This is a genomic window from Streptomyces niveiscabiei, from assembly GCF_033794345.1.
GTDB lineage: Bacteria > Actinomycetota > Actinomycetes > Streptomycetales > Streptomycetaceae > Streptomyces > Streptomyces niveiscabiei.
On sequence record NZ_JARAYJ010000018.1, the window covers coordinates 144,136 to 170,315 of the forward strand.

Annotated in this window: 24 protein-coding genes; 5 read left to right on the forward strand and 19 right to left on the reverse strand. The window is 70.5% G+C overall.

Annotation, left to right across the window (positions count from 1 at the left end):
* Window positions 1-24 precede the first annotated feature (24 nt).
* The gene (locus PV682_RS24555; protein WP_055720357.1) at window positions 25-798 is read left to right on the forward strand and encodes an SDR family NAD(P)-dependent oxidoreductase; all 774 of its coding nucleotides are present in this window, start codon (window positions 25-27) and stop codon (window positions 796-798) included.
* 94 nt (window positions 799-892) lie between these two features.
* Here the strand turns inward: PV682_RS24555 and groL are convergent, their stop codons facing one another.
* From groL to PV682_RS24575, 4 genes are all read right to left on the reverse strand, one after another.
* On the reverse strand, window positions 893-2,518 hold the full coding sequence (groL, locus tag PV682_RS24560; RefSeq protein WP_319733348.1) for a chaperonin GroEL: 1,626 nt from the start codon (window positions 2,516-2,518) through the stop codon (window positions 893-895).
* A 115-nt stretch (window positions 2,519-2,633) separates the two neighbouring features.
* Window positions 2,634-2,942, reverse strand: a complete 309-nt coding sequence (groES, locus tag PV682_RS24565) for a co-chaperone GroES (protein ID WP_018543953.1) — start codon at window positions 2,940-2,942, stop codon at window positions 2,634-2,636.
* Window positions 2,943-3,155: 213 nt separating this feature from the next.
* Entirely contained in the window at window positions 3,156-3,959 is an 804-nt protein-coding gene (locus tag PV682_RS24570; RefSeq protein WP_319733352.1) for a polysaccharide deacetylase family protein, read from the reverse strand.
* Window positions 3,956-4,888, reverse strand: coding sequence for a polysaccharide deacetylase family protein (locus PV682_RS24575; RefSeq protein WP_407705732.1), 933 nt, complete (start codon window positions 4,886-4,888; stop codon window positions 3,956-3,958). Before PV682_RS24575 ends, PV682_RS24570 begins: the two co-directional genes overlap by 4 nt.
* Before the next feature lie 113 nt (window positions 4,889-5,001).
* Here PV682_RS24575 and PV682_RS24580 point away from each other — a divergent pair, with 113 nt between their 5' ends.
* Window positions 5,002-6,165: a class I SAM-dependent methyltransferase gene (locus PV682_RS24580; protein WP_407705733.1), complete on the forward strand. Its 1,164-nt coding sequence runs from the start codon at window positions 5,002-5,004 to the stop codon at window positions 6,163-6,165.
* Here PV682_RS24580 and PV682_RS24585 read toward each other — a convergent pair.
* From PV682_RS24585 to PV682_RS24600, 4 genes are all read right to left on the reverse strand, one after another.
* Window positions 6,116-9,442 (reverse strand): NACHT domain-containing protein, encoded by a 3,327-nt coding sequence (locus PV682_RS24585; protein ID WP_319733357.1) that lies wholly within the window; start codon window positions 9,440-9,442, stop codon window positions 6,116-6,118. The genes PV682_RS24580 and PV682_RS24585 overlap by 50 nt on opposite strands.
* A gap of 51 nt (window positions 9,443-9,493) precedes the next feature.
* A complete protein-coding gene (locus tag PV682_RS24590; protein WP_319733359.1) occupies window positions 9,494-10,753 on the reverse strand; it encodes an RNA polymerase sigma factor in 1,260 nt (419 codons plus the stop codon).
* A 133-nt stretch (window positions 10,754-10,886) separates the two neighbouring features.
* A complete protein-coding gene (locus PV682_RS24595) occupies window positions 10,887-11,243 on the reverse strand; it encodes a YciI family protein (protein WP_319733361.1) in 357 nt (118 codons plus the stop codon).
* Between the two features lie 99 nt (window positions 11,244-11,342).
* Window positions 11,343-12,752 carry an MFS transporter gene (locus PV682_RS24600; protein WP_319733363.1) on the reverse strand — a complete coding sequence of 470 codons (1,410 nt, stop codon included), beginning with the start codon at window positions 12,750-12,752 and terminating at the stop codon, window positions 11,343-11,345.
* A gap of 76 nt (window positions 12,753-12,828) precedes the next feature.
* Here PV682_RS24600 and PV682_RS24605 point away from each other — a divergent pair, with 76 nt between their 5' ends.
* Window positions 12,829-13,512 (forward strand): TetR/AcrR family transcriptional regulator, encoded by a 684-nt coding sequence (locus PV682_RS24605; RefSeq protein WP_319733365.1) that lies wholly within the window; start codon window positions 12,829-12,831, stop codon window positions 13,510-13,512.
* Here the strand turns inward: PV682_RS24605 and PV682_RS24610 are convergent.
* The 3 genes from PV682_RS24610 to PV682_RS24620 form a co-directional block, all read right to left on the reverse strand.
* Window positions 13,505-14,548 (reverse strand): LCP family protein, encoded by a 1,044-nt coding sequence (locus PV682_RS24610; protein WP_319733367.1) that lies wholly within the window; start codon window positions 14,546-14,548, stop codon window positions 13,505-13,507. The genes PV682_RS24605 and PV682_RS24610 overlap by 8 nt on opposite strands.
* Window positions 14,549-14,672: 124 nt before the next feature.
* On the reverse strand, window positions 14,673-16,025 hold the full coding sequence (locus tag PV682_RS24615) for an endo-1,4-beta-xylanase (protein WP_319733369.1): 1,353 nt from the start codon (window positions 16,023-16,025) through the stop codon (window positions 14,673-14,675).
* A gap of 82 nt (window positions 16,026-16,107) precedes the next feature.
* Window positions 16,108-17,163 (reverse strand): LacI family DNA-binding transcriptional regulator, encoded by a 1,056-nt coding sequence (locus PV682_RS24620; protein ID WP_055723236.1) that lies wholly within the window; start codon window positions 17,161-17,163, stop codon window positions 16,108-16,110.
* A 149-nt stretch (window positions 17,164-17,312) separates the two neighbouring features.
* Here PV682_RS24620 and PV682_RS24625 point away from each other — a divergent pair, with 149 nt between their 5' ends.
* Window positions 17,313-19,637 carry a beta-xylosidase/alpha-l-arabinosidase gene (locus PV682_RS24625; protein WP_319733373.1) on the forward strand — a complete coding sequence of 775 codons (2,325 nt, stop codon included), beginning with the start codon at window positions 17,313-17,315 and terminating at the stop codon, window positions 19,635-19,637.
* On the opposite strand, the gene PV682_RS24630 is transcribed toward PV682_RS24625, so the two are convergent.
* Genes PV682_RS24630 through tsaB form a run of 4 tightly spaced genes read right to left on the reverse strand, consistent with a single transcriptional unit; the run spans window position 19,634 to window position 22,119 of the window.
* Entirely contained in the window at window positions 19,634-19,885 is a 252-nt protein-coding gene (locus PV682_RS24630; protein ID WP_319733376.1) for a hypothetical protein, read from the reverse strand. The two genes, PV682_RS24625 and PV682_RS24630, sit on opposite strands and share 4 nt — an antisense overlap.
* Window positions 19,882-20,973 (reverse strand): tRNA (adenosine(37)-N6)-threonylcarbamoyltransferase complex transferase subunit TsaD, encoded by a 1,092-nt coding sequence (tsaD, locus tag PV682_RS24635; RefSeq protein ID WP_319733378.1) that lies wholly within the window; start codon window positions 20,971-20,973, stop codon window positions 19,882-19,884. The genes PV682_RS24630 and tsaD overlap by 4 nt, the downstream gene beginning before the upstream one ends.
* Window positions 20,966-21,454 (reverse strand): ribosomal protein S18-alanine N-acetyltransferase, encoded by a 489-nt coding sequence (gene rimI, locus PV682_RS24640; RefSeq protein WP_319733408.1) that lies wholly within the window; start codon window positions 21,452-21,454, stop codon window positions 20,966-20,968. Before rimI ends, tsaD begins: the two co-directional genes overlap by 8 nt.
* Window positions 21,455-21,474: 20 nt before the next feature.
* Window positions 21,475-22,119 (reverse strand): tRNA (adenosine(37)-N6)-threonylcarbamoyltransferase complex dimerization subunit type 1 TsaB, encoded by a 645-nt coding sequence (gene tsaB, locus PV682_RS24645; RefSeq protein WP_319733380.1) that lies wholly within the window; start codon window positions 22,117-22,119, stop codon window positions 21,475-21,477.
* 92 nt (window positions 22,120-22,211) lie between these two features.
* Between tsaB and PV682_RS24650 the strand changes: the two genes are divergently transcribed.
* On the forward strand, window positions 22,212-22,754 hold the full coding sequence (locus PV682_RS24650; protein ID WP_319733382.1) for a hypothetical protein: 543 nt from the start codon (window positions 22,212-22,214) through the stop codon (window positions 22,752-22,754).
* 18 nt (window positions 22,755-22,772) lie between these two features.
* Here PV682_RS24650 and PV682_RS24655 read toward each other — a convergent pair whose 3' ends face one another.
* The 4 genes from PV682_RS24655 to PV682_RS24670 all read right to left on the reverse strand — a co-directional run.
* Window positions 22,773-23,255: a hypothetical protein gene (locus tag PV682_RS24655; RefSeq protein ID WP_319733384.1), complete on the reverse strand. Its 483-nt coding sequence runs from the start codon at window positions 23,253-23,255 to the stop codon at window positions 22,773-22,775.
* A gap of 28 nt (window positions 23,256-23,283) precedes the next feature.
* Complete coding sequence (locus PV682_RS24660) at window positions 23,284-25,089, reverse strand: alpha/beta hydrolase (protein ID WP_319733387.1); 1,806 nt, start codon at window positions 25,087-25,089, stop codon at window positions 23,284-23,286.
* Window positions 25,090-25,108: 19 nt separating this feature from the next.
* Window positions 25,109-25,537, reverse strand: a complete 429-nt coding sequence (locus tag PV682_RS24665; protein ID WP_319733389.1) for a hypothetical protein — start codon at window positions 25,535-25,537, stop codon at window positions 25,109-25,111.
* Window positions 25,538-25,643: 106 nt separating this feature from the next.
* A partial coding sequence (locus PV682_RS24670) for a peptidase S8 and S53 subtilisin kexin sedolisin (RefSeq protein WP_319733391.1) occupies window positions 25,644-26,180 on the reverse strand: 537 nt, incomplete at its 5' end.

A 26,180-nucleotide genomic window follows, 5' to 3' on the forward strand; every position in this document is an offset into this window, starting at 1 on the left:
ACGGTGGCCGCCTACGCTTCTGCCATGACAACGGCTCTGATTACGGGATCGACCGCGGGGATCGGTGCCGCGTTCGCGCGGCGGCTGGCGGCCGACGGGCACAACCTCGTGCTGGTGGCGCGCGACACGAAGCGGCTGCGCGAGCAGGCGACGGAGTTGCACGACCGGCACGGCATCGAGGCGGAGGTCCTCACCGCGGACCTCTCCGAGGACGCCGGCATCGAGGCGGTCGCCGCCCGGCTCGGTGACCGCAAGAACCCCGTCGACCTGCTGGTCAACAACGCCGGTTTCGGCAACAAGGGCCGTTATCTCGACGTCTCCATGGCGGACGAGCTGACCATGCTCAAGGTGCACTGCGAGGCCGTCCTGCGGCTCACGTCCGCCGCCGCCGAGGCGATGCGCGAGCGCCGGCGCGGGGGCGTGGTGAACGTCGCCTCGGTCGCCGCGTTCCTGCCCCGCGGCACGTACGGCGCCTCCAAGGCCTGGGTCGTCCAGTTCACCCAGGGCGCGGCCAAGGACCTCGCCGGCAGCGGCGTACGCCTGATGGCGCTGTGCCCCGGCTTCGTCCGCACGGAGTTCCACGAGCGTGCCGGCATGGGCACGGACAACATCCCGGGCTGGATGTGGCTGGACGCGGACAAACTGGTCGCGGAGGCGTTGCAGGACCTCGCCCGCGGCAAGACCGTCTCCATCCCCGACCCCCGCTACAAGGCCCTCATGGGCGTCGTCAAGGTGACTCCCCGCGGGCTGCTGAGCGGGCTCTCCTCGAAGACGGGGCGCAAGTACGGGCCGCAGTGAGCGGCCCCCGCCGCGCCCGGCCTGCCGCGCGGCGCCCGGGAACGGGGAAACCCGGCACCCCCGAGAGGGTGCCGGGTTTCTCCGCGCTCAGAGGTCAGTGCGCGTGGCCGTGGGAGTGGCCCGCCGCGGCCGGCTCCTCCTCTTCCTTCTTCTCGACGACCAGGGTCTCGGTCGTGAGGAGGAGGGAGGCGATGGAGGCGGCGTTCTCCAGGGCGGAGCGGGTGACCTTGACCGGGTCGATGACGCCGGCCTTGACCAGGTCGCCGTACTCGCCGGTCGCGGCGTTGAAGCCCTGGCCCTTGTCGAGCTCGGCGACCTTGGAGGTGATGACGTAGCCCTCCAGGCCGGCGTTCTCGGCGATCCAGCGCAGCGGCTCGACGACGGCCTTGCGGACGACGGCGACACCGGTGGCCTCGTCGCCGGTCTTGCCGAGGCCGCCCTCCAGGACCTTCGCGGCGTGGACGAGCGCGGAGCCACCGCCGGAGACGATGCCCTCCTCGACCGCGGCGCGGGTCGCGGAGATCGCGTCCTCCAGGCGGTGCTTCTTCTCCTTGAGCTCGACCTCGGTCGCGGCGCCGACCTTGATCACGCACACGCCGCCGGCGAGCTTCGCGAGGCGCTCCTGGAGCTTCTCGCGGTCCCAGTCGGAGTCCGTGTTCTCGATCTCGGCCTTGATCTGGGCGACGCGGCCCTGGACGGCGGAGGAGTCACCGGCACCGTCGACGATCGTGGTGTCGTCCTTGGTGATGGTGACGCGGCGGGCGGAGCCCAGCACGTCGAGGCCGACCTGGTCGAGCTTGAGGCCGACCTCCTCGGAGATGACCTCGGCGCCGGTCAGCGTCGCCATGTCCTGGAGCATCGCCTTGCGGCGGTCGCCGAAGCCGGGCGCCTTGACGGCGACGGCGTTGAACGTGCCGCGGATCTTGTTGACGACGAGCGTGGAGAGCGCCTCGCCCTCGACGTCCTCGGCGATGATCAGCAGCGGCTTGGAGGCACCGGCCTGGATGACCTTCTCCAGCAGCGGCAGCAGCTCCTGGATGGAGGAGATCTTGCCCTGGTTGATGAGGATGTAGGGGTCCTCCAGGACCGCCTCCATGCGCTCCTGGTCCGTCACGAAGTACGGCGACAGGTAGCCCTTGTCGAAGGCCATGCCCTCGGTGAAGTCCAGCTCAAGACCGAAGGTGTTGGACTCCTCGACGGTGATGACACCGTCCTTGCCGACCTTGTCCATCGCCTCGGCGATCAGCTCGCCGACCTGCGTGTCCTGCGCGGACAGCGCGGCGACGGCGGCGATGTCCGCCTTGTCGTCGATCGGGCGGGCGGTCGCGAGGAGGTCCTCGGAGACGGCGGCGACGGCCGCGTCGATGCCCTTCTTCAGCAGCGCCGGGGAGGCACCCGCCGCGACGTTCTTCAGACCCTCGCGGACGAGCGCCTGGGCGAGCACGGTGGCGGTGGTGGTGCCGTCACCCGCGATGTCGTTGGTCTTGGTCGCCACCTCCTTCACCAGCTGGGCACCGAGGTTCTCGTACGGGTCGTCGATCTCGACCTCACGGGCGATGGTCACGCCGTCGTTGGTGATGGTCGGGGCGCCGAACTTCTTGTCGATGACGACGTTGCGGCCCTTGGGGCCGATCGTCACCTTGACCGTGTCGGCCAGCTTGTTGACGCCGCGCTCAAGGGCGCGACGGGCGTCCTCGTCGAACTTCAGGATCTTCGCCATGACAGCGGGTGCCCTCTCGGAAAATCTGTGGGTGAAAAAACACTGCGCCCCGGGCTCCCGGCTCCTTCAAGGGATCGCGGGGCCAGGGGCGCAGCTGGAAAAACCTGAGGTCGTGCTACTTCTCGATGATCGCGAGCACGTCGCGAGCCGAGAGGACGAGGTACTCGTCACCGTTGTACTTGACCTCGGTGCCGCCGTACTTGCTGTACAGCACGATGTCGCCGACCTTCACGTCGAGCGGCAGGCGCTCGCCGTTCTCGAACCGGCCCGGGCCCACGGCGAGGACGGCGCCCTCCTGGGGCTTCTCCTTCGCGGTGTCCGGGATGACCAGGCCGGAGGCCGTGGTCTGCTCGGCGTCGAGCGGCTGGACCACGATGCGGTCCTCAAGCGGCTTGATGGCAACCTTGGAGCTGGCGGTCGTCACGATCCGACCTCCCCCTTCGGAGATCTCACGGGGTTAACTGTCTGAGGTGGCGACCAGGTGGATCCGTCGTCGCGGGTGCCGGACCTGCCCGTCGCGTTGTTGGCACTCTCCAGTGGGGAGTGCCAGACCTGAGACTATGACCGCGATTAGCACTCGGTCAAGCGGACTGCTAATTCCATGCGGCGCGGAGGGCGAGATCCACCCCGTGGTACCTCAGAGGTAGTCCTCAAGTCTCCCCACCGTCAGCCCCCTCTCCCGCGCCTCCCGCAGGACCCGTACCGTCCGGTCCTTCAGCGTCGGGCCGCCCGCCTCGTCCGAGTCCATCGCGACGATGTCGCCGGGCAGGAGGTGGTGGGAGCCGCGCGGGTAGACGAGCCCGCCGGGGGTCATGGCGGCGCGCCAGAGGACGACGGCGGAGACGCCGCAGTCGGCCGCCGCGCGCAGGGTCGTCGCGTCGTACGTGCCGTAGGGCGGGCGGAAGAAGCGGGGGCGCCGGCCGAAGCGGGACCTGAGCTTGTCCTGCTGGCCGCAGATCTCCGCGCGCTGCCCCGCGTAGGGGAGGCCGCGCAGGGCGGCGTGATGGAGGGTGTGGTTCTGGAGGTTGGCGCCGACCGACTGGAGGCGCGCGAAGTGGCCGTAGCCGGGTCCGACGACGCTGTCCGTGAGGAACATGCTGACCGGGAGGCGGAGTTCGCGGACCAGGTCGATGAAGCGGGGGTCGCGTTCGGCGCCGTCGTCGTAGGTGAGGAAGACGACGCGGTCGGAGGTGGGGACGCGGTCGAGGACCGGGGGGTAGGGGGGTACGGGGGTGGCACCCGTAGTACCCGTAGTACCTGCCGGGGGCCCCGTACGACCCGTAGTACCCGTAGTACCCGCGGGGACCCCCGGACGGGAGCCGTGGACGCGTTCCGCCGCCTTCTTGCCGAGGCGTTCGATCGGGTCGACGGACTGCGCGCAGCCGGTGACGAGTGTCAGGGTCGCGAGCAGGACGGCCACCACCAGCCCCCGCGTTCTCACAGGTAGTCCTCCAGGCGTCCCACGGCGTACCCCTTCTCGGTGACCATGTTCAGGAACCGGCGGACCATGTCGGGCATCGTGCCCTTCCAGTCGTCCCGGCCCCGGAAGTGGCTCAGGACGATGTCGCCGGGGTGGAGGTCGCGGTCCCACTCGCGGTACTCCCAGTGGTCGACGAAGACCTCCTCGTCCCAGAGTGGGGCGTACTTCACGCCGCACGCCTTCGCGGCGCGCAGGGTGTCGCGGTTGTAGTTGCCGAACGGGGGGCGAAAGAGGAGGGGGCGCTTGCCGTAGCGCTTCTGGATGACGTCCTGCATGCCGCAGATCTCGCGCTTCTGCCGCTGGTACGACATACCGGGGAGGTACGGGTGGTGGAGGGTGTGGTTGTTCAGGACGACGCCCGCGTCCTGCATCTTCTTGAAGTACCCGTAGTCCTCCTTGACGAGGTAGTCGGAGAGGAACGCGGTGTACGGGACCTTCAGTTCGGTCATCATCCGCAGGAACGCGGGGTCCTTCTCGGCGCCGTCGTCGATCGTCAGGAAGACGACCTTCTCCTTGGTGGGAATGGTCGTGAAGACCGGCGGCAGGCCGAGTTCCTCGTGGTCGTCGACCTCGAAACCGTCCCGCGTCGTGATCACCGGCTTCTTCGCGGGCGGCGCCGGGGGTGTCAGCGGGACCCTCTTCAGCCCCCACTTCCTCGCCGCCGCGACGCGTGCCGCCTGCTCCGAGCGGAGCCTCTCGGCGGGCGACATCGGCGGGCGGGCCGGGGTCGCGCCCGCCTCCTGGCCTGCCGCCGGCCGGGTCTCCCCCGCCGGCCGCTCGCCCTGCGCGCACCCGGACGCGATGGCGGCGACCGCGAGGACGGTCACCCCGCCCCGGATCCGGTTCACCTGCGACGTACGCTTTTTGTATTTTTGTCGCACTTGTTCCATGGTCGGGGATCTTTACAGCCGAGGAGGGCGGGGAGCGGCCGACACCGCCGGTGGGGTGCGGCGATCCTTCGGGTGGCGTACAGGGGGTGGTGCGGGCCGTGGACAATGACCCGGTGAACGACCTCGCACCCCTCCTCACCCCCCAAGGCCGCGCTCTTCTGGACGAAGTGGCGGGGACCTCCCCCGGTGACGAGCTGGCCGTCGCCACCCGGCTGCGCCGGACGTACCCGGCGGAGCTGGTGTCCGCGGCGCTGGGCCAGGCCCGGCTGCGGGGGCGGGCCGCCGCGAAGTTCGGCAGCGAGGACGCCGGGAGGATGTTCTTCACCCCGAACGGGGTCGAGCAGGCCACGCGGACCAGCGTCGCCGCGTACCGCGCGCGGCGGTTCAAGGAGTTGGGTGTGGCCTCGCTCGTCGACCTGTGCTGCGGGATCGGCGGCGACGCGATCGCGCTCGCGCGCGCCGGGATCAGGGTGCTGGCCGTCGACCGGGACCCGTACACCGTCGCCGTCGCCCGCGCCAACGCCGAGGCGCTCGGGCTCGCGGAGCTCATCGAGGTGCGGGAGGCGGACGTCGCCGACGTCGATACGGCCCCGTACGACGCCGTGTTCGTCGATCCGGCCCGGCGTGGCGGGCGGGGGCGGATCTTCGACCCCGAGGCGTACTCGCCGCCGCTGTCCTGGGCCATCGGCGCGGCCCGCACGGCCCGGGTCGCCGCCCTGAAGATCGCGCCCGGTGTCCCCCACGAGGCGATCCCCGAGGACGCCGAGGCGGAGTGGATCTCGGACGGCGGGGACGTCAAGGAAGCGGTGGTGTGGTTCGGTACTACCCCCGGAGCGGTACGGGCCACCCTGCTACCCCAGGGGGACACCCTGCTGGGCGCCGGGCTGCCCAATCCGCCCGTACGGCCCGTGGGGCGTTACCTGTACGAGCCCGACGGCGCCGTCATCCGCGCACACCTGGTCGCCGACGTCGCCGCCGGGCTCGACGGGGGCGGGCTCATCGACGAGACCATCGCGTACGTCACGTCGGACGAGCTGCGCTCCACCCCGTACGCGTCCGCCTACGAGATCACCGACCAACTGCCCTTCAATGTCAAGAAGTTGAGAGCCTTGCTGCGGGAGCGGGAGGTGGGGGTGCTGACCGTGAAGAAGCGGGGGTCGGCGGTGGAGCCGGAGGAGTTGCGCAAGAAGGTGAAGCTGGCGGGGCCGAACTCGGCGACCGTTTTCCTCACGCGGGTGGCGGGGGCACCGGTGATGCTGGTGGGGCGTCCCGTGTGACGGGGACGGGCTGGATCGTGCGGTCGCGCAGGATGCGGACGCGGGCGCGGCGGGCGGCCTCGTAGGCGTGGTGGTGGGCCTGGGGGAAGTGGGCACCTGCGAGGTCGCCGCCGGGGAGGAAGCGGACGAGCCAGGCGACGGCGGTGGGGGTTTCGGCGGCGGTGGCCGTGCGGGCGAGGAGGGAATCGTAGGCGCCCCAGGCCGAGTTGGCCACGCTCGGGTTGTCCTGGAAGAAGCGGAAGACGGCCTCAACCCGGGAGGACGGGACGCGGGCGGGGAGCCTGTCAGAGCCTAGGTACCGGCCCAGACGCAACCGGTACAGGTAATGGTCGACCTCGTCCTCCGGGGAGAAGACGTACAGCCAGGCGCGGGCCGACGACTCGTCGCCGAAGCGTCCCTGTTCGACGCCGGAGCGCAGGTCGGCGACGAGGGCGTCGAGGCCATACGGCATCAGCGCGGTAACGATCCGGTTGTGGTCCCATACGAAGCCGTCCACCTGCTCTCCGGGCACCATCTGGTTACTGAGAATCGCCGTTCGGATGACGTCGAGCCGTGCCGGCGCACCCCATACGGCGAGCGTCGCGGCGGTGGCTGCCCGCAGCCGCATGTCGTTGTGGTCGAGGAGTCCGTCGAGTGCACCGGGGTCGCCGGGGCAGTGGTCGAGGGCCTCCAGGGCGAGGATGCGGACCTGGATGTCCACGGTGTTGCGGTGGACGAGGTCGAGCAGCGCGTCCCGGTGGACGTGCCCGTGTCCCCCGGCGACGTGGTCGCGTACGGCCCGCATGAGGTCGCCGCCGCCTCTCATCCCGGCCGCGAGGATCCGGTCGAGCAAGGCCCGTACGCCGTCGTCACCAGCCGCGTCAAGGTAGGCCGGGGCGATGTAGTCGTCCGACCAGCGCAGGTCGAGGTGGTTCAGGAGCCGTTCGGCTAGTCCGAACTCCTCCCTGCCCTTGAGGAGTTCACGCACCACAAGTGCGGCCGGGTTGGTGTACGGGCCCGTGCACACTCCTAGCGCACGCAGCAGGAGAGCGGTCGGCGTGTGCTCCGGACCGAGCGCGCGCAGGATCAAAGCAACTCGCACGGCATGCTGAGAACCGTCCACCCGGTAAATGGTGGCCGTTTCCAGCGCCTTATCCAGTTCCTGCCGCAGCACCCGCACAGCCCTCTCCACCCGCAGCGTCCCCAATGCCGAGATCAACGCATCCCTCAACTCTCCCCGGCACAAGCCGAACGCCCCCAGCAACCGCTCCCCCACCTGCCGCCCGCCGTGCGCCTCCAGCGCCTGGACCAACGCGATTCGCGCCTCGTCCGAACGCCGCATGTCGCAGATGTACGCGATGACATCGGCGAGTTGCTCGTCCGACCGCAGCACTCCCACCAACGCCTCGGCGGCCCGACGTTGATCGTCCTCGTACGGTGACCGGTCCAGCAACACCCATACAGCGTCCACGATGTGCCGCCGCAGCCCGACGTCCGTCACCCTCGGACTCCCCGTCAGACAGCGAGCCGCGAGCAGCAAGTCCGTGTGGAAGAAGTCGTCGTCCGGCAGGTCGAGCAAGTTCACATCCCGCCCCTCCCCTAGCTGCAACACCCCCGCCAGCAGCGGCGTCGCGTCCGGCAGCGCCCCCGCGAGCAGCAGGATCACCTCCTCCCACCACGGGTCGTACCGCGCGCCGACCGCCTGTCGGATGCCCTCCGCGCCTCGTTCCAGGAGGGCAGCCGCCGTGAAGTGCTCCTGGAGCGTGAGGTGGAGGAAGCCGTACCAGCCGTGGGCCTGCGGCTTCAGCAGGCCGTACTGGGTGCTGATCTCGTCGAGGATCGCGCGACTGTCGGCGGGGGCGAGGTCGATCGTGGGGAGGAAGCGGCCGATCTGGTCGAGGAGGTCGTCCTCGGGGAAGTAGCGCAGGCCGCGCTGGTGGTAGTGGCGGGCGAGTTCCTTGAGGAGGTCCTGTTTGCGGTCCGTGGTGAAGCGGCTGTAGCGGGTGATCTCGCGGTGCGCGTCCCATTCGCGCAGCAGGACTTCGACGCAGCGCTGGTACAACGCGGCCCGGCGTTCGGGGAGTTCGAGGTCGCGTTCGTAGACGATCGCGATGAGGCTGAGCAACAGGGGGTTCGCGGCGAGGGTCTGGAGCCGGCCGTTCGCCGACAGGGCGCGGACGAGGCCGGCGCGGCGGCGGTCCGTCGTACCGAACCAGTTCGCCACGAACGTCTCGATCTGCGGCCACTCGAAGTCGAGGGCCTCCAGGACCTGGAACTGAGGGAGGCCGCCGCGCCAGCCCTGGCGGCGGCAGGTCGTGGCGATGAGGGCGCGCGGGAAGCGGGTCGCGAGGCGGGCGATCTCGGCGGTGACCCTGCGGTACGCGGTCTCGGCGTCCTGGGCGTTCTCGCCGCCGAGGACTTCGTCGAGGCCGTCGAGGAGCAGCACGGCGGTGCCGTCGGCGAGTCTGTCCGTGAGGTAGTCGCGGGAGTCGTCGAAGCCGTAGTAATCGGACCAGGTCTCCGCCAAGTAGTCGAGGAGGGAGGGGTGTCGGCTCTCGACGAACCTGAACAGTTCTACGTACGCCGGGAGTTGGGGTGAGGTGGTGGCCAGGCGCAGGGCGAGGTGGCGGAGCATCGTGGTCTTGCCGGCGCCGGGATCGCCCACGACGACGATGCGGCGATAGCGGGTGAGGGCGTCCAGCGGGGCGTATGTGTGGACGGCGGTAGCGCGGGCTTCGGCAGCGGCGCGGGCGGCTGCTTGGGCGCGGCGCTCCCGATTGCGCACTTCGTCGCGAGGAGTGGCGCCCTCGCGGTACGGGTGGGTCGGGTCCGGCGTCAAGTGCGGGGGGTCGCGGTCCAGTTCGTCCGCCGACAGGAACCTCAGCGGCTGCTGTTCCTGCACCCCCACCTGCACATACAGCCGCTCCAGCCGCAGCGGACGCGACATGTCGAGGATCTTCAGGGTGGAGAGTTCCTGGACGAGGCGTGCGCAGTACAGGGCCGCCGCGTCCTCCAGCGTCGATCGGTGCTCGGCGACACGGACCGCCGCCTGTTGGACCTCGCGGGCCGCGTCCCGTTCGGCCCTTCTTCTCTCACGTTCCGTCAACTGGCGTTCATGGTCCCACTCCTGCTCCTTCAAGCGCATCTGCGCATCCGTCTCCCACCGGATCCGCTCCCTCTCCAGCCGTTGCGCCCGCCGCACCTGCCACAACGCCACCGCCGCCGCGATCAGCGCCACGAGGATCCCGCCCAGGGCGGTGACCGCGGACGCGCTGTCCAGTGCGAGATGCCCCCTCATTCCGCCGATTGTGACAGCGCGGGCGGCCGGTGAAACCCCCTTCGGGGTACGTCAGTTCGTGGCGCGGCTGCGCAGCAGGGCCCGTTCTCTCGCGTTGCTCGCGAGGGCTGCCGCGCGGTCGAACTCGGCACGCGCCTCCTCGGTGCGGCCGAGCCGCTCCAGCAGGTCGCCCCGGACGCTGGGGAGCAAGTGGTAGTCCTTCAGGGCGGGTTCGGTGGCGAGGGTGTCGAGGAGGGTGAGGGCGGCGGCGGGGCCCGCTGTCATCGAGAGGGCCACCGCGCGGTTCAACTCGACGACCGGGGAGGGGAATCGGGCCGCCAGTGCGTCGTACAGGCGGGTGATCGCCGGCCAGTCGGTGTCCTCGTACGTCGTCGCGTGGGCGTGGCAGGCCGCGATCGTCGCCTGGAGGGTGTAGCGGCCGGGGGCGCCGGTCGTCGTGGCGCGGGCGCGGGACAGGGCCTCGATGCCGCGGGTGAGCAGGAGGCGGTTCCAGCGGTGGCGGTCCTGGTCGCGCAGGAGGACGGGGGCACCGTCGGGGGCGGTGCGGGCCGGGGTGCGGGACGCCTGGAACTCCAACAGGGAGGCCAGGGCGTGGACTTCGGGCTCCCCCGGCATCAGCGCGGTGAGCCGTCTGGCCAGGCGGAGGGCGTCCTCGCAGAGGGCGGGGCGCAGCCAGTCGTCGCCCGCCGTCGCGGCGTAACCCTCGTTGAAGATCAGGTAGATGACGTCCAGGACGGAGTCCAGGCGGGCGGCCCGGTCGGGGCCGTGGGGGACCTCGAAGGCGATGTTGCGGGTCGCCAGGGTGCGTTTCGCCCGGACGATGCGCTGCGCGATCGTCGGTTCCGGGGCGAGGTACGCCCGCGCGATCTCGGCGGTGGTGAGGCCGCCGAGCAGTCGCAGGGTCAGGGTGGTGCGGGACTCCGGGGACAGCACGGGGTGGCAGGCCATGAAGACCAGCCTCAGGACGTCGTCGTCGAAGTCGTCGGCCTCCTCGTACTCGTACGACGCCGGCGGGGCCGTCTCCGACAGGTCCCGGCCGATCTCCGCGAGCTTGCGCGCGTACACCTCGCGGCGGCGGATCAGGTCCACCGCGCGGCGCCTGGCGGTCGCGGTCAGCCAGGCGCCGGGGTTGTCGGGGACGCCGTCGCGCGGCCACTGCTCCAGCGCTGCGACGAGGGCGTCCTGGGCGAGTTCCTCGGCGATCCCCACGTCCCGGACCAGCCGGGTGACGGCGGCGATGATCCGCGGGGACTCGATCCGGAAGACGGTCTCGACGGCGTTGCGGGGGGTGTCGGTGAGCTGTGTGTCCACAGCTCACCATCGAACACCCCGGCACTGACATCCGCCGGACGGACGGGGGTGACGGGTACTACGGGTACTACGGGTACTACGGGTACTACGGGTACTACGGGTATGACGCCGAGGCGGCCGGTAGCCGTCCGCCTCAGCCCTCCGCGATCTCCCGCACCTCGCACGTCACCGTCCAGTACTCCTCGTGCACCCGCAGGAACCGCTCCGCCCAGTGCAGCGCCTCCGCCTTGTCCTTGCACTGCATGATCGCGTACCCGCCGACGACCTCCTTGGCCTCGGTGAAGGGGCCGTCCGTGACGGAGATCCTGCCGCCCTCCCAGCGGACCCGGGTCCCCTGGGCCGTGGGCGTCAGACCGGCCGTGTCGAGCATGACGCCCGCCTTGGTGATCTCCTCGATCAGCTCGCCCATCCGCTGCATCAGCTCCTCGCTCGGACCCTCCGCCGGGGCGGCGGTCTCGTCGATCTTCACGAGCGACAGGTAACGGGGCATGGTGACTCCTCGGGTACGGACCTGTCCGGGTCCGGCGGGCGGGGCCGTTCCCCGCCTCTCACTACCTACGTCGAACAGGACTCGCCCGCATCGACAGGCTCACCGGAGAATCCCGGAGAATTTTTTCCCGCCACCACGGCCGCTACGGCCGCCACGACCAGCACGCCGGTACGGCCGGTACAGCAGGCCCGCCGCCACCGCCCCCGCCCCCAGCGCCCCGGCGGCTGCCCAGTACGCCGCGGCGAACCCTCCCGCGGACACGCCGACCAGCACCGCCAGCCCCACCGCACCCCCCACCTGCCGCGAACTGTTGAGGAGCCCGGAGGCCATGCCGGTCTCCCCGGCGGGCACCCCTTCCGTCGCCGCGCTCCCCAAGGGGACGAAGGAGAGGCCGATGCCGAGGCCGGCGACGAGTTGGGGAAGGAGGACGGAGCGCCAGAACGTGCCGTCGGGGGAGACGGTGAGGGCGAAGAGGGCGATGCCGGCCGCACCGAGGAGCCCACCGGTGAGCATGAGGCGCCCGGCACCGAAGCGGGCGAGGAGCCTCGGCGCCAGGGCCGTACCGAGCACGATGGCCGCGCAGAAGGGGAGGAAGGACACGCCGGTGGCGGTGGGGCCGTAGCCGCGGACCTGCTGGAGGTGGAGGGACGTGAAGTAGAACGTGCCGAACTGGCCGGCGGAGAGCAGCAGGGTGAAGACGTTCGCCGCGAGAACGGGCCGCCCCCTGAGGAGCCCGGGCCTCAGCAACGGCTCCCGCACCCGCGCCTCCGCGGCCACGAACCCGGCGAGCAGGACGAGACCGAGGCCGGCGCCCCCCGCCGTACGCCAGTCCCCCCACCCGTACGTCTCGGTGCGCACCGATCCGAGGACCAGCATCCCCGTCCCCCCGGTCACCAGCAGCGCGCCCGCGAGGTCCAGGCGCCCGCCTCCGGTCCTCCCGTCCGCGGGGACGGCACGCCGTACGACGGCCAACACCCCCAGGACCACCGGCACGTTGACGAGCATCACCGCCCGCCACCCCACCCAGTCCGTGAGCAGCCCCCCGGCGAGCACGCCCACCGCTCCCCCGGCGGCCCCCGCCGCGCCCCACAGCCCGAGCGCACGCGAACGCGCGGCACCGGCGGGGAAGTTGACGGTGACGAGGGCGAGCGCGACCGGCGCGAGACCCGCCGCGCCGACCCCCTGCACGACCCGCGCCGCGATCAACTGCCAAGGCTCAAGGGCGAGTCCGCCCCCGAGGCTCGCGCCCCCGAACACCGCGAACCCGGCGATCAGCACCCGCCTGCGCCCCACCACGTCCGCGAGCCGTCCGCCGAGCATCAGCAGCCCGCCGAACGCGAGGGCGTACGCGTTGACGACCCAGGACAGCGCCCCGCCCCCGAACCCGAGGCCCACACGGATCGCGGGGAGCGCGACGTTGACGACAGAGAGGTCGAGGGAGACCAGGAACTGCACGGTGAGCACGACCGGCAGTAACCAACGCGAGGTGACCGAAGGGGAGTTCGCCATGGGCGGCAGATTAATGTACGCGTACGAAAATTATCCAGCCGTACGCGTACACAAAAGAACCGGGGACAATGCCCGGGTGACATCCAGCGAGGACCAGCGCTCCCCCGACAGCCCCCGCCCCGTCGGCCGCCCCCGCCGTATCGACCCCGCCCGCATCGTCGAAGCGGCCCGCCGGGTCCTGGAGGAGGAAGGCGTCGAGGCCCTCTCGATGCGCCGTATCGCCCGCGAGGTCGGCGCCACCCCGATGGCGCTCTACCACCACGTCCGGGACAAGGACGAGCTGCTGATGCTCGCTCTCGCGGGTCTCGCGGCGCAGATCCCGCGACCCGTCCTCCCCGAGGCCCCCCGCGACCGCGTCCTCGTGACCGCCCTGCACATGTACACGGCCCTCGGCCGCTTCCCCTGGGCCGTCGAGGTTCTCGGTATGGGCGACCTCACCGACAAGGGCGCGCTGTGGATGCCGGAGGAGATCATCGCCTCGTGCATCGCGCACGGCCGCACCCGCGAGCAGGCGGTCCACACCTACCGCACGCTCTGGTACTACGTGTACGGCGCGCTGCGCTTCCGCGCGGCCGAGTCCCGGCGGGCGCGGCAGTCCGACCGCAGGCCCTTCTTCCCGGACCTGCTCACCCCCGAAGACGCCGGGGAACTCCCCCACTTGACGTCCATGGCGGCCGACTGGCAGGAGCTGACGCGGGACTACGACGTCGCCGAGCAGCTGCGCGCGCTGGTGAACGGCCTGCTGCCGGAGGCTACTTGAGCGACTCCCACAGCTCGCTCGCCGCCGGCTCCTTCGCCACCACGCGGTTCGGGTCGGAGGGGGCGAGGACGACCGGCATCATCACGGTCGTCAGGTTCCGCACGGTCAACCCCCGGACGCTCTGGCCGAGTTCCATGAGGTCGGAGAGGGAGCTGAGGCCCGTGTCGGTGGTCAGGCTGCCGGTGACGGCGTCGGCGACTTCGTAGAGCTTGGTCGGGCTGCTCAGCAGGTCCAGGTGGGAGATCTGGGTCAACAGGGCTTTCACCAGCGTCTGTTGGAGGGCTATGCGGCCCAGGTCGCTGCCGTCGCCGATGCCGTGGCGGGTGCGGGCGAACGCGAGGGCGGTCCTGCCGTCCAAGTGGTGGGTGCCGGCGTCGAGTTGGAGGTGGCTGTCGGTGTCGTGGATGTCGGTGGCCGTCGTGACCGTGACGCCCCCGAGCGCGTCGACGAGCTTCGCGAACCCGGCGAAGTCGACCTCGATGTAGTGGTCCATGCGGACGTCGGTCAGCCGCTCGACGGTCTTGACGGCGCAGACGGGCCCGCCGATCTCGTACGCGGTGTTGAACATGACGCCGTGGGCGACCCGGGTGGGCCCGCCGGAGTCGCGGGGGCAGGAGGGCCGGGTGACGAGGGTGTCGCGGGGGATGCTGACGACGGTGGCCGCCGTACGGCCCGCGTCGAGGTGGACGACCATCGCCGTGTCGGAGCGGGCGCCGCCCTCGGGGCCGCCGCCAAGGGCCTTGTTCTCCTTGCCCGTTCGGGAGTCGGAGCCCAGGACGAGGATGTTGAGGGAGCCGGTGGGGAGGGGGGAGGCGGACGGCGAGGGGGTGACCATCGCGCGGGCCGGGCGGTCGTCGCCGAGGGCCTGGTCGATGTCGACGCTCTTGATGTTGGCGTTCAGATGCCAGTAGACCCAGCCCCCGGCCGCCACGCCCAGCACGAGCACGCCCGCCAGGGCGAGGCCGACGATCTTCAGTGCCTTCGACCGTCGGCTCGCCTGTCTGCCCTCGTCGCCTTGTTCCTCGTTTCGCGTCACACACCGAACATAAGTCCGGAATGTCAACGCGCCGTAAGGAAAGGGGCGCTGGAGCCGATTTCTTCGGAAAATCTCACGCCACGGAAGACGTCAGGACACGCCCGGCGTCAGGACACGCCCGGCGTCAGGACACGGTCACCGTCGGCACCGGATTGCTCCCGCTCCACGCCCCGTTGAACCCGAACGACACCGAACCCCCGTCCGGCACGGTCCCGTTGTACGACGCGTTGGCACACGACACGGCCGCCCCCGACTGCGTGCACGTCGCGTTCCACGCCTGCGTCACCGTCTGCCCGGCGCCGAAGTTCCACGTCGCCCGCCACGACGACAGAGCGGCCCCCGAGCAGGAGATCACCACGTTCCCCGTGAACCCGGTGTTCCACTGACTGGTCACGCCGTACGTCGCCTTGCAGGCCCCCGTCGGCGGGGTCGAGGTCCCCCCGAGCGCCTCGGAGATCCCGTAATAGGCGGGCTTGGGCTGGAAGTTGGCGTCGTACGGCGTGGCCGCCCCCTGCCCCGGGAACGTCGACTCGACCCACGAGTCGGAGTCGGTGAACCCCCACACCGTGAGGTTCACGCACCGCGCGACGGCGACGCAGGCGGCCGTCACCGCCTTGTAGTCGGCCTTCTGCTGGGCCAGCTTGGCCGCGTCGGAGGGCAGGTTCATCCGGATGTCGAGTTCGGTGATCGCGACATCGAGCCCGAGGTCGGCGAACCGCTGGATGTTCTGCTGGAACGTGGACGGAACCTGCCCGAGGATCAGGTGCGCCTGGAGCCCGACCCCGTCGATCGGCACGCCCCGCTGCTTGAGCGAACTGACCAGGTTGTACAGGGCGTTGGACTTCGCGTTGACGCCCTCGACGTTGTAGTCGTTGATGTACAGCTTGGCGTTCGGGTCGGCAGCCCGCGCCCAGGTCAGCGCGTTGGCGATGTAGTCGACGCCGAGCCCGTTGTACCAGAGGGTCGGGCGGTAGGTGCCGTCCTCGTTGAAGGGCTCGTTGACGACGTCCCAGGCGGCGATCCGCCCCTTGTACCGGCCCACCTCGGTGTCGATGTGGTTCTGGAGCAGCGTGCTCAACTGGGCAGGAGTCCAGCTGCCGTTGGTGAGCCAGTTCGGGTTCTGGCTGTGCCAGACGAGGGTGTGGCCGCGCACCTGCTGGTCGTGCGCCTCGGCGAAGTCGACGATCTGGTCGGCCTCGGCCCAGTTGAACGTGCCCTGGGTGGGCTCGACGGAGCCCCACTTCATGGCGTTGCCGGGGGTCAGGGAGGAGAACTGGGAGGCGGACAGGTCGCCGTAGGTGCCGGTGAGTTTGGAGCCGGTCACGGCCGTACCGATGATTTTCCCCTTCGCCGTGCCGAGGTCGCGCAGGGGGGTGTCGGCGGCCTGGGCGGGGGAGGCCGTGGTGGTGAGCAGGGCGGCGACGGTGGCCGCCCCGGCGAGCAGAGCGGACAGGCGTGATCGGGGGGAGGATCTCATGGCGGGCGCCTCCGAAAGTTTCGGTTGTGCAACCGATTGACTTCGGAGGAGTGTGGGGGCACCCGTCGTACCCGTCAATACATCAGCTTCCGGCCAGCGGCGGTACCCCCGTGCTCGACCGGACCACCAGACTCGTCGCCAGCTCCACCCGCGTGGCGGCCGGGCCCTCCGCGCTCCCGTTGTCCGACCGCCCGAGCTCCAGCACGAGCCGCGCCGCCGCCTCGGCCATCTCGGTCAGGGGCTGCCGTACGGTCGTCAGCGGCGGCCCGACCCAGCGGGCGACCGGCAGGTCGTCGAAGCCGACGACGCTGAGGTCCTCGGGGATGCGCAGGCCCAGCTCGCGCGCGGCCTCATACAGGCCGAGGGCCTGGAGGTCGTTGCCGGCGAAGACGGCGGTGGGGCGGTCGGGGCGGGCGAGGAGTTCGCGGCCGACGCGGTAGCCGGTGTCGTGGTGGAAGTCCCCCGCGCGGATGAGGTCGGATTCGACCGGCAGCCCGGCGGTCTCCAGCGCGGCGCGGTAGCCGTCGATGCGCGCGCGGCTGCACATCATCTGCGGCGGGCCGGTGATCGCGCCGATGCGGCGGTGGCCGAGTTCGACCAGGTGGCGGGTGGCGGCGAGGCCGCCTTGCCAGTTGGTGGCGCCGATCGAGGGGACGTCGGCGCCGGGGTCGCCGGCCGGGTCCATGACGACGAACGGCACGGAACGGCTGGTCAGCAGCGCGCGCTGGGACTCGTCGAGGCCGGACAGGACGAGGATCACGCCGTGCGGGCGGCGGGCGGCGACCTGGTCGGCCCAGGTCCGGCCCGGCGTGAGGCGGCCCGCGCTCTCGCTGAGGACGACGCTGAGGCCCGCGTCGCGCGCGACGTTCTCCACGCCCCGGATGACCTCCAGCGCCCAGGCGCTCTCCAGCTCGTGGAAGACCAGGTCGATGAGGGGGGAGCGGGTCGCCTCGGCCCGCCGGCGCCGGTAGCCGTGGGCGCGCAGCAGCTCCTCGACGCGGGTCCGGGTGCCGGGCGCGACGTCGGCCCGGCCGTTGAGGACCTTCGAAACAGTCGGCGCGGAGACGCCGGCCTCGCGGGCGATCTCCGCGAGCGTCGCGGTCTGTGGCCGCGTTTCAGCGGGGTCCGAGGGTGTCATGGCGGCGATCGTATCCCCGCACACCCTCTTGACGAACCCCGTGCGGCACCATAGGTTCCCGGAACATTCGGAATTACGCTCGAAACATTCGCGCGAGGACCGCGCGAAACCGTCCGACTGGTGGCTCACCGACCTCTGACAGGAGCTTCATGACCACCGCCTCCGAGACCGGCTCGGCCCCCGAGCGCGCCCCCTGGCGCGACCCCTCCCTGCCCGCCGCCGCACGGGTCGACGACCTCATCTCCCGGATGACGCTCCAGGAGAAGACCGCCCAGCTGTACGGCGTCTGGGTGGGCGCCGACACCGAGGACGGCGGAGTCGCACCCCATCAGTCCGACATGACCGCCGACTACGACTGGGACGAGCTCGTCGCGCACGGCCTCGGCCAGCTCACCCGCCCCTTCGGCACCGCCCCCGTCGACCCGACGGCCGGTGCCCGCGCCCTCGCCGAGGCGCAGCGCCGGCTGGTCGCCGCGAACCGCTTCGGCATCCCGGCGCTCGCCCACGAGGAGTGCCTCGCCGGGTTCACCGCCTGGCAGGCCACCGCCTACCCGGTCCCCCTCTCCTGGGGCGCCTCCTTCGACCCCGGCCTCGTCGAGAAGATGGCCGCCCGCATCGGCCACGACCTGCGCTCGGTCGGCGTCCACCAGGGCCTCGCCCCGGTCCTTGACGTCGTGCGCGACGCCCGCTGGGGCCGCGTCGAGGAGACGATCGGCGAGGACCCGTACCTCGTCGGTACGGTCGGTACGGCCTACGTACGGGGCCTGGAGTCGGCCGGCGTGGTCGCCACGCTGAAGCACTTCGCCGGGTACGCCTCCTCCGCGGGCGCCCGCAACCTGGCTCCCGTGCGCGCGGGCACCCGCGAGTTCGCGGACGTCACCCTGCCGCCGTTCGAGATGGCGATCCGCGAGGGCGGCGCCCGCTCGGTCATGCCCTCCTACACCGAGCGCGACGGCGTCCCCGCCTCCGCCGACCCGGAACTCCTCACCCAGCTCCTGCGCGAGACCTGGGGGTTCACCGGCACGATCGTCTCCGACTACTTCGCGGTCGGCTTCCTGGAGACCCTGCACCGGGTCGCCGGTACGCCCGCCCAGGCGGCCCACGCGGCCCTCGCCGCCGGCATCGACGTCGAGCTGCCGACCCTGAAGTGCTACGGCAAGCCGCTCCTGACGGCCGTTCAGGAAGGCGCTGTGCCCGAGGAGTTGGTGGACAACGCTGTCCGGCGGGTCCTCCTCCAGAAGTGCGAGCTGGGGCTCCTGGACGAGGACTGGGCGCCGGTCCACGCGGACCCGGTCGAGCTGGACTCGGCGCAGAACCGGGCGGTGGCCCGTCAACTCGCCGAAGAATCCGTCGTGTTGCTCGACAACCCGGACGGCATCCTGCCGCTCGCGCCGGACACGCGGATCGCGGTGGTCGGCCCGCGCGCCGCCGACGCGCTCGCGATGCTCGGGTGCTACTCCTTCCCGTCCCATGTCCTTCCCCATCACCCCGGTGTCGTCGACGGCATCGAGATTCCCACGGTGCTGGAGGCGCTGCGTGGTGAACTGCCCGACGCCAAGGTCACGTTCGCGGAGGGCTGCGGCGTCGACACCCCCGACACCGGCGGCTTCGACGAGGCCGTCGCCCGCGCTTCCGAGGCGGACGTCTGCGTCGCCGTCCTCGGTGACCGGGCCGGGCTCTTCGGGCGGGGCACCTCCGGCGAGGGCTGCGACGCCGAGGACCTCCGACTGCCCGGCGTCCAGGCCGAGTTGCTGGACGCCCTCGTCGCGACCGGGGTTCCTGTGGTGCTGGTGATGCTCGCCGGACGGCCCTACGCGCTGGGGCGGTGGCACGGGCGGCTCGGCGCGGTCGTCGAGGCGTTCTTCCCCGGCGAGGAGGGCGGGCCCGCCGTCGCCGGGGTGCTCTCAGGCCGCGTCAACCCGTCCGGGCGGCTGCCGGTGAGCGTGCCGCGCGTGACCGGGGGCCAGCCGTGGACGTACCTCCAGCCGCCGCTGGGGCTGAAGGGCGAGGTGAGCAACCTCGACCCGACTCCCCTGTACCCGTTCGGACATGGGCGGTCGTACACGGAGTTCGTGTGGGAGGGGACCGGCGAGGGGGCGGTGATCCCGACCGACGGTTCGTACGACGTCGGCGTGACCGTCCGCAACGCCGGGGACGTGGCCGGGGCCGAGGTCGTCCAGCTCTATCTGCACGACCCGGTGGCCTCGGTGACGCGGCCCGACGTACGGCTGATCGGGTACCAGCGGGTGGAGTTGGCGCCCGGGGAGTCCCGCCGGGTGACGTTCACCTTCCACGCGGACCTGTCGGCGTTCACGGACCGGGGCGGGCGGCGGATCGTCGAACCCGGGGTGCTGGAGCTGCGGTTGGGGGCGTCCAGCGCGGACACGCGGCATGCCGTGCAGCTCGAACTCACCGGGGAGGTACGGGAGTTGGGGGTGGACCGGCGGCTCGTCTGCGAGGTCGCCGTCAGCTAGTCGGCGCTCTCGAAACGCCAGCGGTGCACCGCGCGGGCGATCAAATCCCCTTCGGGTTCCGGGAGTTCGGGCAGCTGCGCCTCGTACTCCGCGTCCCACCACGTGATGACCAGCACCCGGCCCTCGGGCCCACGCAACGTCTCCCGACGGAGGGGAGGCGTCGCGAGGGGCTGGCGGCGGGCCCAGGCGAGGAGTTCCTCGCCCCGGCCCGCCGCCGCCTTGGCCTCCCACATCAACGCGACTGTCATCCGTACAGGTTGTCCTTGCTGACCTCGTGCACGTGATCGTGCGCATGTCCAGGTACGTGAGGGTCGGTGACCGGCAGCGACGAGTCCGCCGACAGGTCCCAGTCCGAGGCGGCCCGGCCCCGCGCCACCATCTCCGCGCCCAGCGCCGCGACCATCGCGCCGTTGTCGGTGCACAACTTCGGCCGGGGCACCCGGAGTCGGATGCCGGCGGCCTCGCACCGCTCCTGGGCGAGCGCCCGCAGCCGGGAGTTGGCGGCGACGCCGCCGCCGATCATCAGGTGGTCGACGCCCTCGTCCCGGCAGGCCCGTACCGCCTTGCGCGTCAGCACGTCCACCACCGCCTCCTGGAAGGACGCGGCCACGTCGCGCACCGGCACCTCCTCCCCCGCCGCCCGCTTCGCCTCGATCCAGCGGGCCACGGCCGTCTTGAGACCGGAGAAGGAGAAGTCGTACGCGGGGTCGCGGGAACCGGTCAACCCCCGTGGGAAAGCGATGGAGTTGGGGTCACCCTCCTTGGCGTACCGGTCGATGACCGGCCCGCCCGGGAAGCCCAGGTTCAGGACGCGCGCGATCTTGTCGAACGCCTCGCCGGCCGCGTCGTCGATCGTCGCGCCCATCGGGCGGACGTCCGAGGTGATGTCGCTGGACAGCAGCAGCGAGGAGTGCCCGCCGGAGACGAGCAGCGCCATCGTCGGCTCGGGCAGCGGGCCGTGCTCCAGCTGGTCGACGCAGATGTGCGAGGCCAGGTGGTTGACGCCGTACAGCGGCTTGCCCAGCGCGTACGCGTACGCCTTCGCCGCCGAGACGCCGACCAGCAGCGCGCCCGCGAGGCCCGGACCCGCCGTGACGGCGATCCCGTCCAGGTCCTTCGCGCTCACCCCGGCGTCCTTCAGCGCCCGCTGGATCGTCGGGACCATCGCCTCCAGGTGCGCGCGCGAGGCGACTTCGGGGACGACGCCGCCGAAGCGGGCGTGCTCGTCGACGGACGAGGCGACCGCGTCCGCGAGCAGGGTGGTGCCCCGGACGATCCCGACGCCGGTCTCGTCGCAGGAGGTCTCGATCCCCAGGACCAGGGGTTCGTCAGTCATCGTTCTCGGTTCCTCGTACGGGAGTCGCGGGAGTTGACGCGGGGTCCGTGCGGCGCATCACCAGCGCGTCCACGTTCCCCGGCTGGTAGTAGCCGCGCCGGAAGCCGATCGGCTCGAAGCCGTAGCGCTCGTACAGCTTCTGGGCGCGGAGGTTGTCGACGCGGCACTCCAGCATGACCTCGGGGCACTCGAACTCCGTTGCGGCGCGGAGGAGTTCGGTGAGGAGCCGGCCGCCGAGGCCGGTGCCCCAGTGGTCGTGGGCCACGGCGATGGTCTGTACGTCGGCAAGGTCGCCGGACGCGGCGAGTCCGGCGTACCCGACGATGCGACGGTCCTCGTAGGTGGCCACCACGTACCGCCGGTTCGCCTCCGGACCCCGCGCGTGCGCCAGCTCCGACCAGAACATCCCCCGCGACCACGCGTCCTCGGGGAACAGGCCACGCTCCAGCTCCAGCACGGGATCGATGTCCCACCAGCGCATCTCACGCAACACGGGCTCGGTCACTTCGGGGTGACCACCTTGTAGTTCTTGGGGACCTGGGCGTCGGGGCGGCGCAGATAGAGAGGGCGGGGCTCGTCCAGCTCGATGCCCTTGGTGAGCCGCTCGGCGGCCAGCGCGGCGAGGGCGGCGGCGGACACGTGCTGCGGGCCGGGTACGACCTCGAAGTGCTCCGGGTACAGCAGCGCGCCCGCGCCGAACGCCGGGACCTCCTGGCCGACCTCCGCCGGCCGGTCCACCGCCGGTCCGCTCACCCGTGTACGCCGGTCCTCGTACCGCGCCCAGTACACCTCCTTGCGCCGGGCGTCCGTCGCGACCACGAACGGTCCCTCGGCCTCCGCCTCGTACGCGAGGCCGTCCAGCGTGCACACGCCGTACACCGGCACGCCCAGCGCGAGCCCGAACGTGTCCGCCGTCATCAGCCCGACCCTCAGCCCCGTGTACGGCCCCGGGCCGGTCCCTACGACGATCCCCGTCACGGCGTCCAGTCTCACCCCCGCCTCCGCGAGCACACGGTCCACGGTCGGCAACAACAGCTCACCGTGCCGGCGCGCGTCCACCTGACTCGACGCGGCGACTGTCTCGCCGCCGTCGTGCAGGGCGACGGTGACTGCGGGGGTGGCGGTATCCAGAGCTAGCAAGAGCACGCGAACAGCCTACGGCGCGCGGGGGTGGGGCACGTCCCCTCCTGCTACCGTCCGGTGCGAAAACGGACGTTTTGGTACGGAGGCGGGCGCAGGTGACAAGCAGCAGCGCGGGACTCGTGGCCGGGCTCATGACAGCGGCGATCACGACGGTGGGCGTACTGGCCTGGCAGGCATCGGCCCAGTCGCCGGGCGACCTGAGCAAGCCCCTCCCGACGGCCGCCTCCAAGGCACCCCGCGACATCAAACACCCCGACGCCCTCCCCGTGAACTCCGGGGTCGGCCAGCGAGTCGTCTACTCCATCGACGACGACCGCGTCTGGCTGGTGGACGACACCGGCAAGGTCACCCGCACGTTCCGCGTCTACCCCGGCGGCCTCGACCCCAAGCCCGGCCCCTACACCGTCTCCTCCCGCGCGGGCGCGGTCACCGCCACGGACGGCACCCGCATCGAACACGTCGTCCGCTTCACCGAGACCCCCGACGGCATGGCCATCGGCTTCAGCGCCGCCGTCAATGGGTCCCTTCCCGACGGGGACACGATGGTCAAGACCGGCGGCATCCGGGAGACCCGGCCGGACGGGGACGCGATGTGGGACTTCGCGACGGTGGGGCGCCGGGTGATGGTGATCCGGTAGGAACCCCGGCCCGGCACCTCAATCGGCCTGCTTGAAACACTGCGAGTAAACAGTCACGTCAAGCAGGGGCGCATTCCCATCAAGCCCCTTGAGCCACCTGACCTCAAGCTGACTGTGCGTCTTCTGGTGGGCGGCCTTGATCTCGGGATTCTTGTTCCGGCTGCCGTCATCTCCGTCCTTCACGATCTTCCACCCATTTTCCGGCAGAGATCGCTTCAGATTGGAAAATCCTTCACCGAGCTTACTGTTGTCGATTCCATACATCGACCAGGGATGCCTGACCCAGACGCCCTTCTTCCCGTCGTCGGTGCAGGACGAGCTGTACGGCCCGGGCTCGGTGACCTTCCCCTTGACCTTCACCATGTCGAGCACCTGACTGGAGAGGGACGACACTTCGTCCTCCACCGCCGAGGGGCTACGCACAGGAAGAGACTTACCGTTTTCTTTATCCATGGAACATCCCGCAGCGAGAAGGAGTGAAGACGTCACGAGTGCGGTCATGAAAAATTTTCGCCAAACGCCGAACCGCCTATTCCAGCTTGACATCTCCATACCTTCCTGCAATTACGGCCGCTTGGTTTTTCAGGCTCGTTGAAGCCTGTTCCTCGTCATAGTCCCAGTAGGAACTGTGACCCGAGAAGAAACCGCCAGTGTCACTCTGCATGACATTGGCGCCGAAGGATTCGTCGGTGGGGTTCGCCCACCAGTCGCCGAGCCCGACCAGCCTGCCACCGTGACGGACGGCAGCGTCGTCCATCGACCAGTCCGCCCCTTCTGCCCATACATGGTCCGCCCCCACGCCCAGGTCTCTCGCGTGCTCGACCTGCATGCCCGGACTACCGAGCGCGATTATGTCATCGGCCGGAATATGGTGGTGCTTGGCGGTCTCGCCGATCACTGTACTGCCGTAGCTGTGACCGATCACCGTCGTATGGCTGGCGTCGGGGCCGCCTTGTGCGGTCTGGGTTCCTTGGAGGAAATCTTCGAGTCTCGGACCGGCGTTCTCGGCACGCACACCATCCGTGGCCTGCGGAATGCTGTCCGGAGCATCGTAATCGAACCAGTAAATACTCGAAACCGACTGGCCGGGCACAAGGTGCTGACTCTCTCGCCACATTGCCTCGCTGCGTTTTATGCCGCCATCGGTCCCTTCAATGTTCGTTCCTGTACCGGGAACGTATATCGCAGTGTGGTCGGCCGTGTCAGGGTTTCCGTTGGCGAGAATGACTCGCCCATCCCCCTCTCCTTTGGGGTCGAAGCCCAGCAGGTACGCCTCAGGCAGTCCGCCTTCACCTGTCCTGTCGAATCGCTCCTGAATTTTATCGGCTCCGACCAGGACCTTTTCGATCTCCCCCTTCCGGGCGCCATACTTCTCATCCCAAGCCATCCACTCGTCGGTGTACACCCTCGACGGATACCCGCCAGATGTGATGTAGGTGTACTTGTTGGTGGGTTCAGCGGGAATCGAGGCGAGTTCCATCCGGTACTGGCCACGGATCTCGTCGAGCACGGTGCGGTTGGCCTCATCGCGCACTTCAGCAGGCAACCCGTCCATCTCGCCCACAGCCTTCGGGTGGAATGCGAGGTAGTCGGCGCGTTCCTCCGGCGTGAGCCCCTTCCACCACTGGGCATTGGCCTTGGGATCGTTGTCCTTGGGTGGCTGCGGCAGGGAGTCGAGGTACTCCTTGCCCGCACTCTGCACACCCTTGCCGTCCGAGGAAGTGTCGGCCCAGTCGCTGTCCGAGACGGTCAGGTCGTCGTCGGCCTTCAGGGCCCGTAGTTTCGGGGCCCACTTGGTGTCCGCCTCGGTGGCTTCCTGGAGGGCTGCGGCGATGAGGTCGGCGCAGTCCTGGGCGGCGCGGTGGTGGGGGTTGGGGTCGAAGTTGGCGGCGGAGCGGCCGATCGCGGCGGCGGTGGGGTCGAGGAAGCCGCCGGCGGTGCCGCCTTGCGGGGTCTTGCCGTCCTCACCTTTCGGTCCGCCCGGCGGGTAAGTCACCGAGCCGTCCGCGTTCACGGTCAGGTTCGCGGCTTTCGCGTCGGCCAGGGCCGTGTCGAGTTTCCGTTTGGCGGCTTCCATCTCGTACGAGAACGCCTCAAGGGCAGCGGCGACGAGACCGCACTCGACCTGGACGTAGTGGAAGTTCTTGCCCAGCTCCGTCAGCTGGCTGATCGCCGCGTTCGCGGCATCGCCCTTCAGGGCGTTGCGCATCGCCGCGGCGATCTGGCTCTCGATCCGGTCCTTGGCCGCGCTGGCGATGTCGGACGTGCTGCGGTAGCTGTCGGCCGCCTGTGCGTACTCGGCGGGCTTGAGGGCCTTGAGTGTGGCGAGATCCATGACGTCCCGTTACCGCCCCTCAGCCCTTGCCGCCGACGGCGGGCGTGTCCGCGTAGGCCGTCCTCAGATTCTGGATATCGACCAGCACGCCTTCGTCGGTCTGCGACAGGTCGCCGCCCGCCTTTCCGAGCAGCGCCGCGAGTTTCCCGCACCGGTCGCCGACGTCCTTCACATAGCGCGCCCAGGAGTCGTGGACCTCTTTCTGCGCCCCGGCGGTCAGGCAGCCGGCGTCCGTACCCAGACCGTCCTGTCCGTCCGAGAGGTGTCCCAGCGCCTTGGCGATGTCCTCACGGAACGCGCCGACGTCCTGTCCGGCCTTCGTCCAGACGGGCCTGTCCGACACGAGTGTCCCCGAACCCGCCGAATCGGCCGGGTACTGATTCAGCTGCATATGCGTCGTGCGCTCCGCCGCCGCGCTCTTGAGCTGTTCCCACTCGTCCCACGACACGCTCTTTCCCTCCCCAGGGCACCACCATCACCAACAGTTTGCACGATAACCATTTCGGTCATGGCAGGTCATGAGTGTCTCCGCTGTGCCGCATGAGTACGCGTACTCAGGCGGAACCCGTGTCCTGGCCCGGAGACGGGGGGACGCTGCCGGGCATGGTCGGGGGTGGGCCAAATCCCTGCGGCGGAGGGCCGAAGCCCTGTTGGGGAGCCGGGTACGGCTGTTGAGGTGCGGGTGGGGTGGCCGTTCGGCGCCTTCGGACGACGACGGCTGCGGCGGCGCCGGCCACGGCCATGGCGCCCGCGCCGAGTCCGATGCCGAGCCAGGGGGTTCCGTCGTCGCCCTTCTTCGCGGCGGCCACGGTTTTCGCCGGTTCGCTTGCCTTCGCCGACGGGATCGGGGTGGGGGACGCGGACTTTTCTGCTTCCGCGAGGTCGGGGAGGGGGTAGACGTTCGCCGGGCCGGGGTCGCCGGGGTTCTGGAGGGCGATGCGGGGGCGGACGATGCCGTAGCCGATGGCGTTGTTCCACTTGGCGCCGTCGACGGGGGCGCCGATGGTGTTCAGCATGACGCGGAGGATCTGGTTGTTGGTCCAGGTGGGGTGGACGGACCAGATCAGGGCGGCGCTGGCGGAGGCGAGGGC

Coding starts and splice junctions, on each gene's coding strand:
- PV682_RS24660 (WP_319733387.1), bottom strand. CDS start 25,089: ATGGATCTCGCCACACTCAAGGCCCTCAAGCCCGCCGAGTACGCACAG.
- PV682_RS24585 (WP_319733357.1), bottom strand. CDS start 9,442: ATGAGGGGGCATCTCGCACTGGACAGCGCGTCCGCGGTCACCGCCCTG.
- groL (WP_319733348.1), bottom strand. CDS start 2,518: ATGGCGAAGATCCTGAAGTTCGACGAGGACGCCCGTCGCGCCCTTGAG.
- PV682_RS24630 (WP_319733376.1), bottom strand. CDS start 19,885: ATGACAGTCGCGTTGATGTGGGAGGCCAAGGCGGCGGCGGGCCGGGGC.
- PV682_RS24625 (WP_319733373.1), top strand. CDS start 17,313: ATGACCACCGCCTCCGAGACCGGCTCGGCCCCCGAGCGCGCCCCCTGG.
- PV682_RS24595 (WP_319733361.1), bottom strand. CDS start 11,243: ATGCCCCGTTACCTGTCGCTCGTGAAGATCGACGAGACCGCCGCCCCG.
- PV682_RS24600 (WP_319733363.1), bottom strand. CDS start 12,752: ATGGCGAACTCCCCTTCGGTCACCTCGCGTTGGTTACTGCCGGTCGTG.
- PV682_RS24655 (WP_319733384.1), bottom strand. CDS start 23,255: ATGACCGCACTCGTGACGTCTTCACTCCTTCTCGCTGCGGGATGTTCC.
- PV682_RS24575 (WP_407705732.1), bottom strand. CDS start 4,888: ATGGAACAAGTGCGACAAAAATACAAAAAGCGTACGTCGCAGGTGAAC.
- PV682_RS24615 (WP_319733369.1), bottom strand. CDS start 16,025: ATGAGATCCTCCCCCCGATCACGCCTGTCCGCTCTGCTCGCCGGGGCG.
- tsaD (WP_319733378.1), bottom strand. CDS start 20,973: ATGACTGACGAACCCCTGGTCCTGGGGATCGAGACCTCCTGCGACGAG.
- rimI (WP_319733408.1), bottom strand. CDS start 21,454: ATGCGCTGGTGGGACATCGATCCCGTGCTGGAGCTGGAGCGTGGCCTG.
- PV682_RS24620 (WP_055723236.1), bottom strand. CDS start 17,163: ATGACACCCTCGGACCCCGCTGAAACGCGGCCACAGACCGCGACGCTC.
- PV682_RS24555 (WP_055720357.1), top strand. CDS start 25: ATGACAACGGCTCTGATTACGGGATCGACCGCGGGGATCGGTGCCGCG.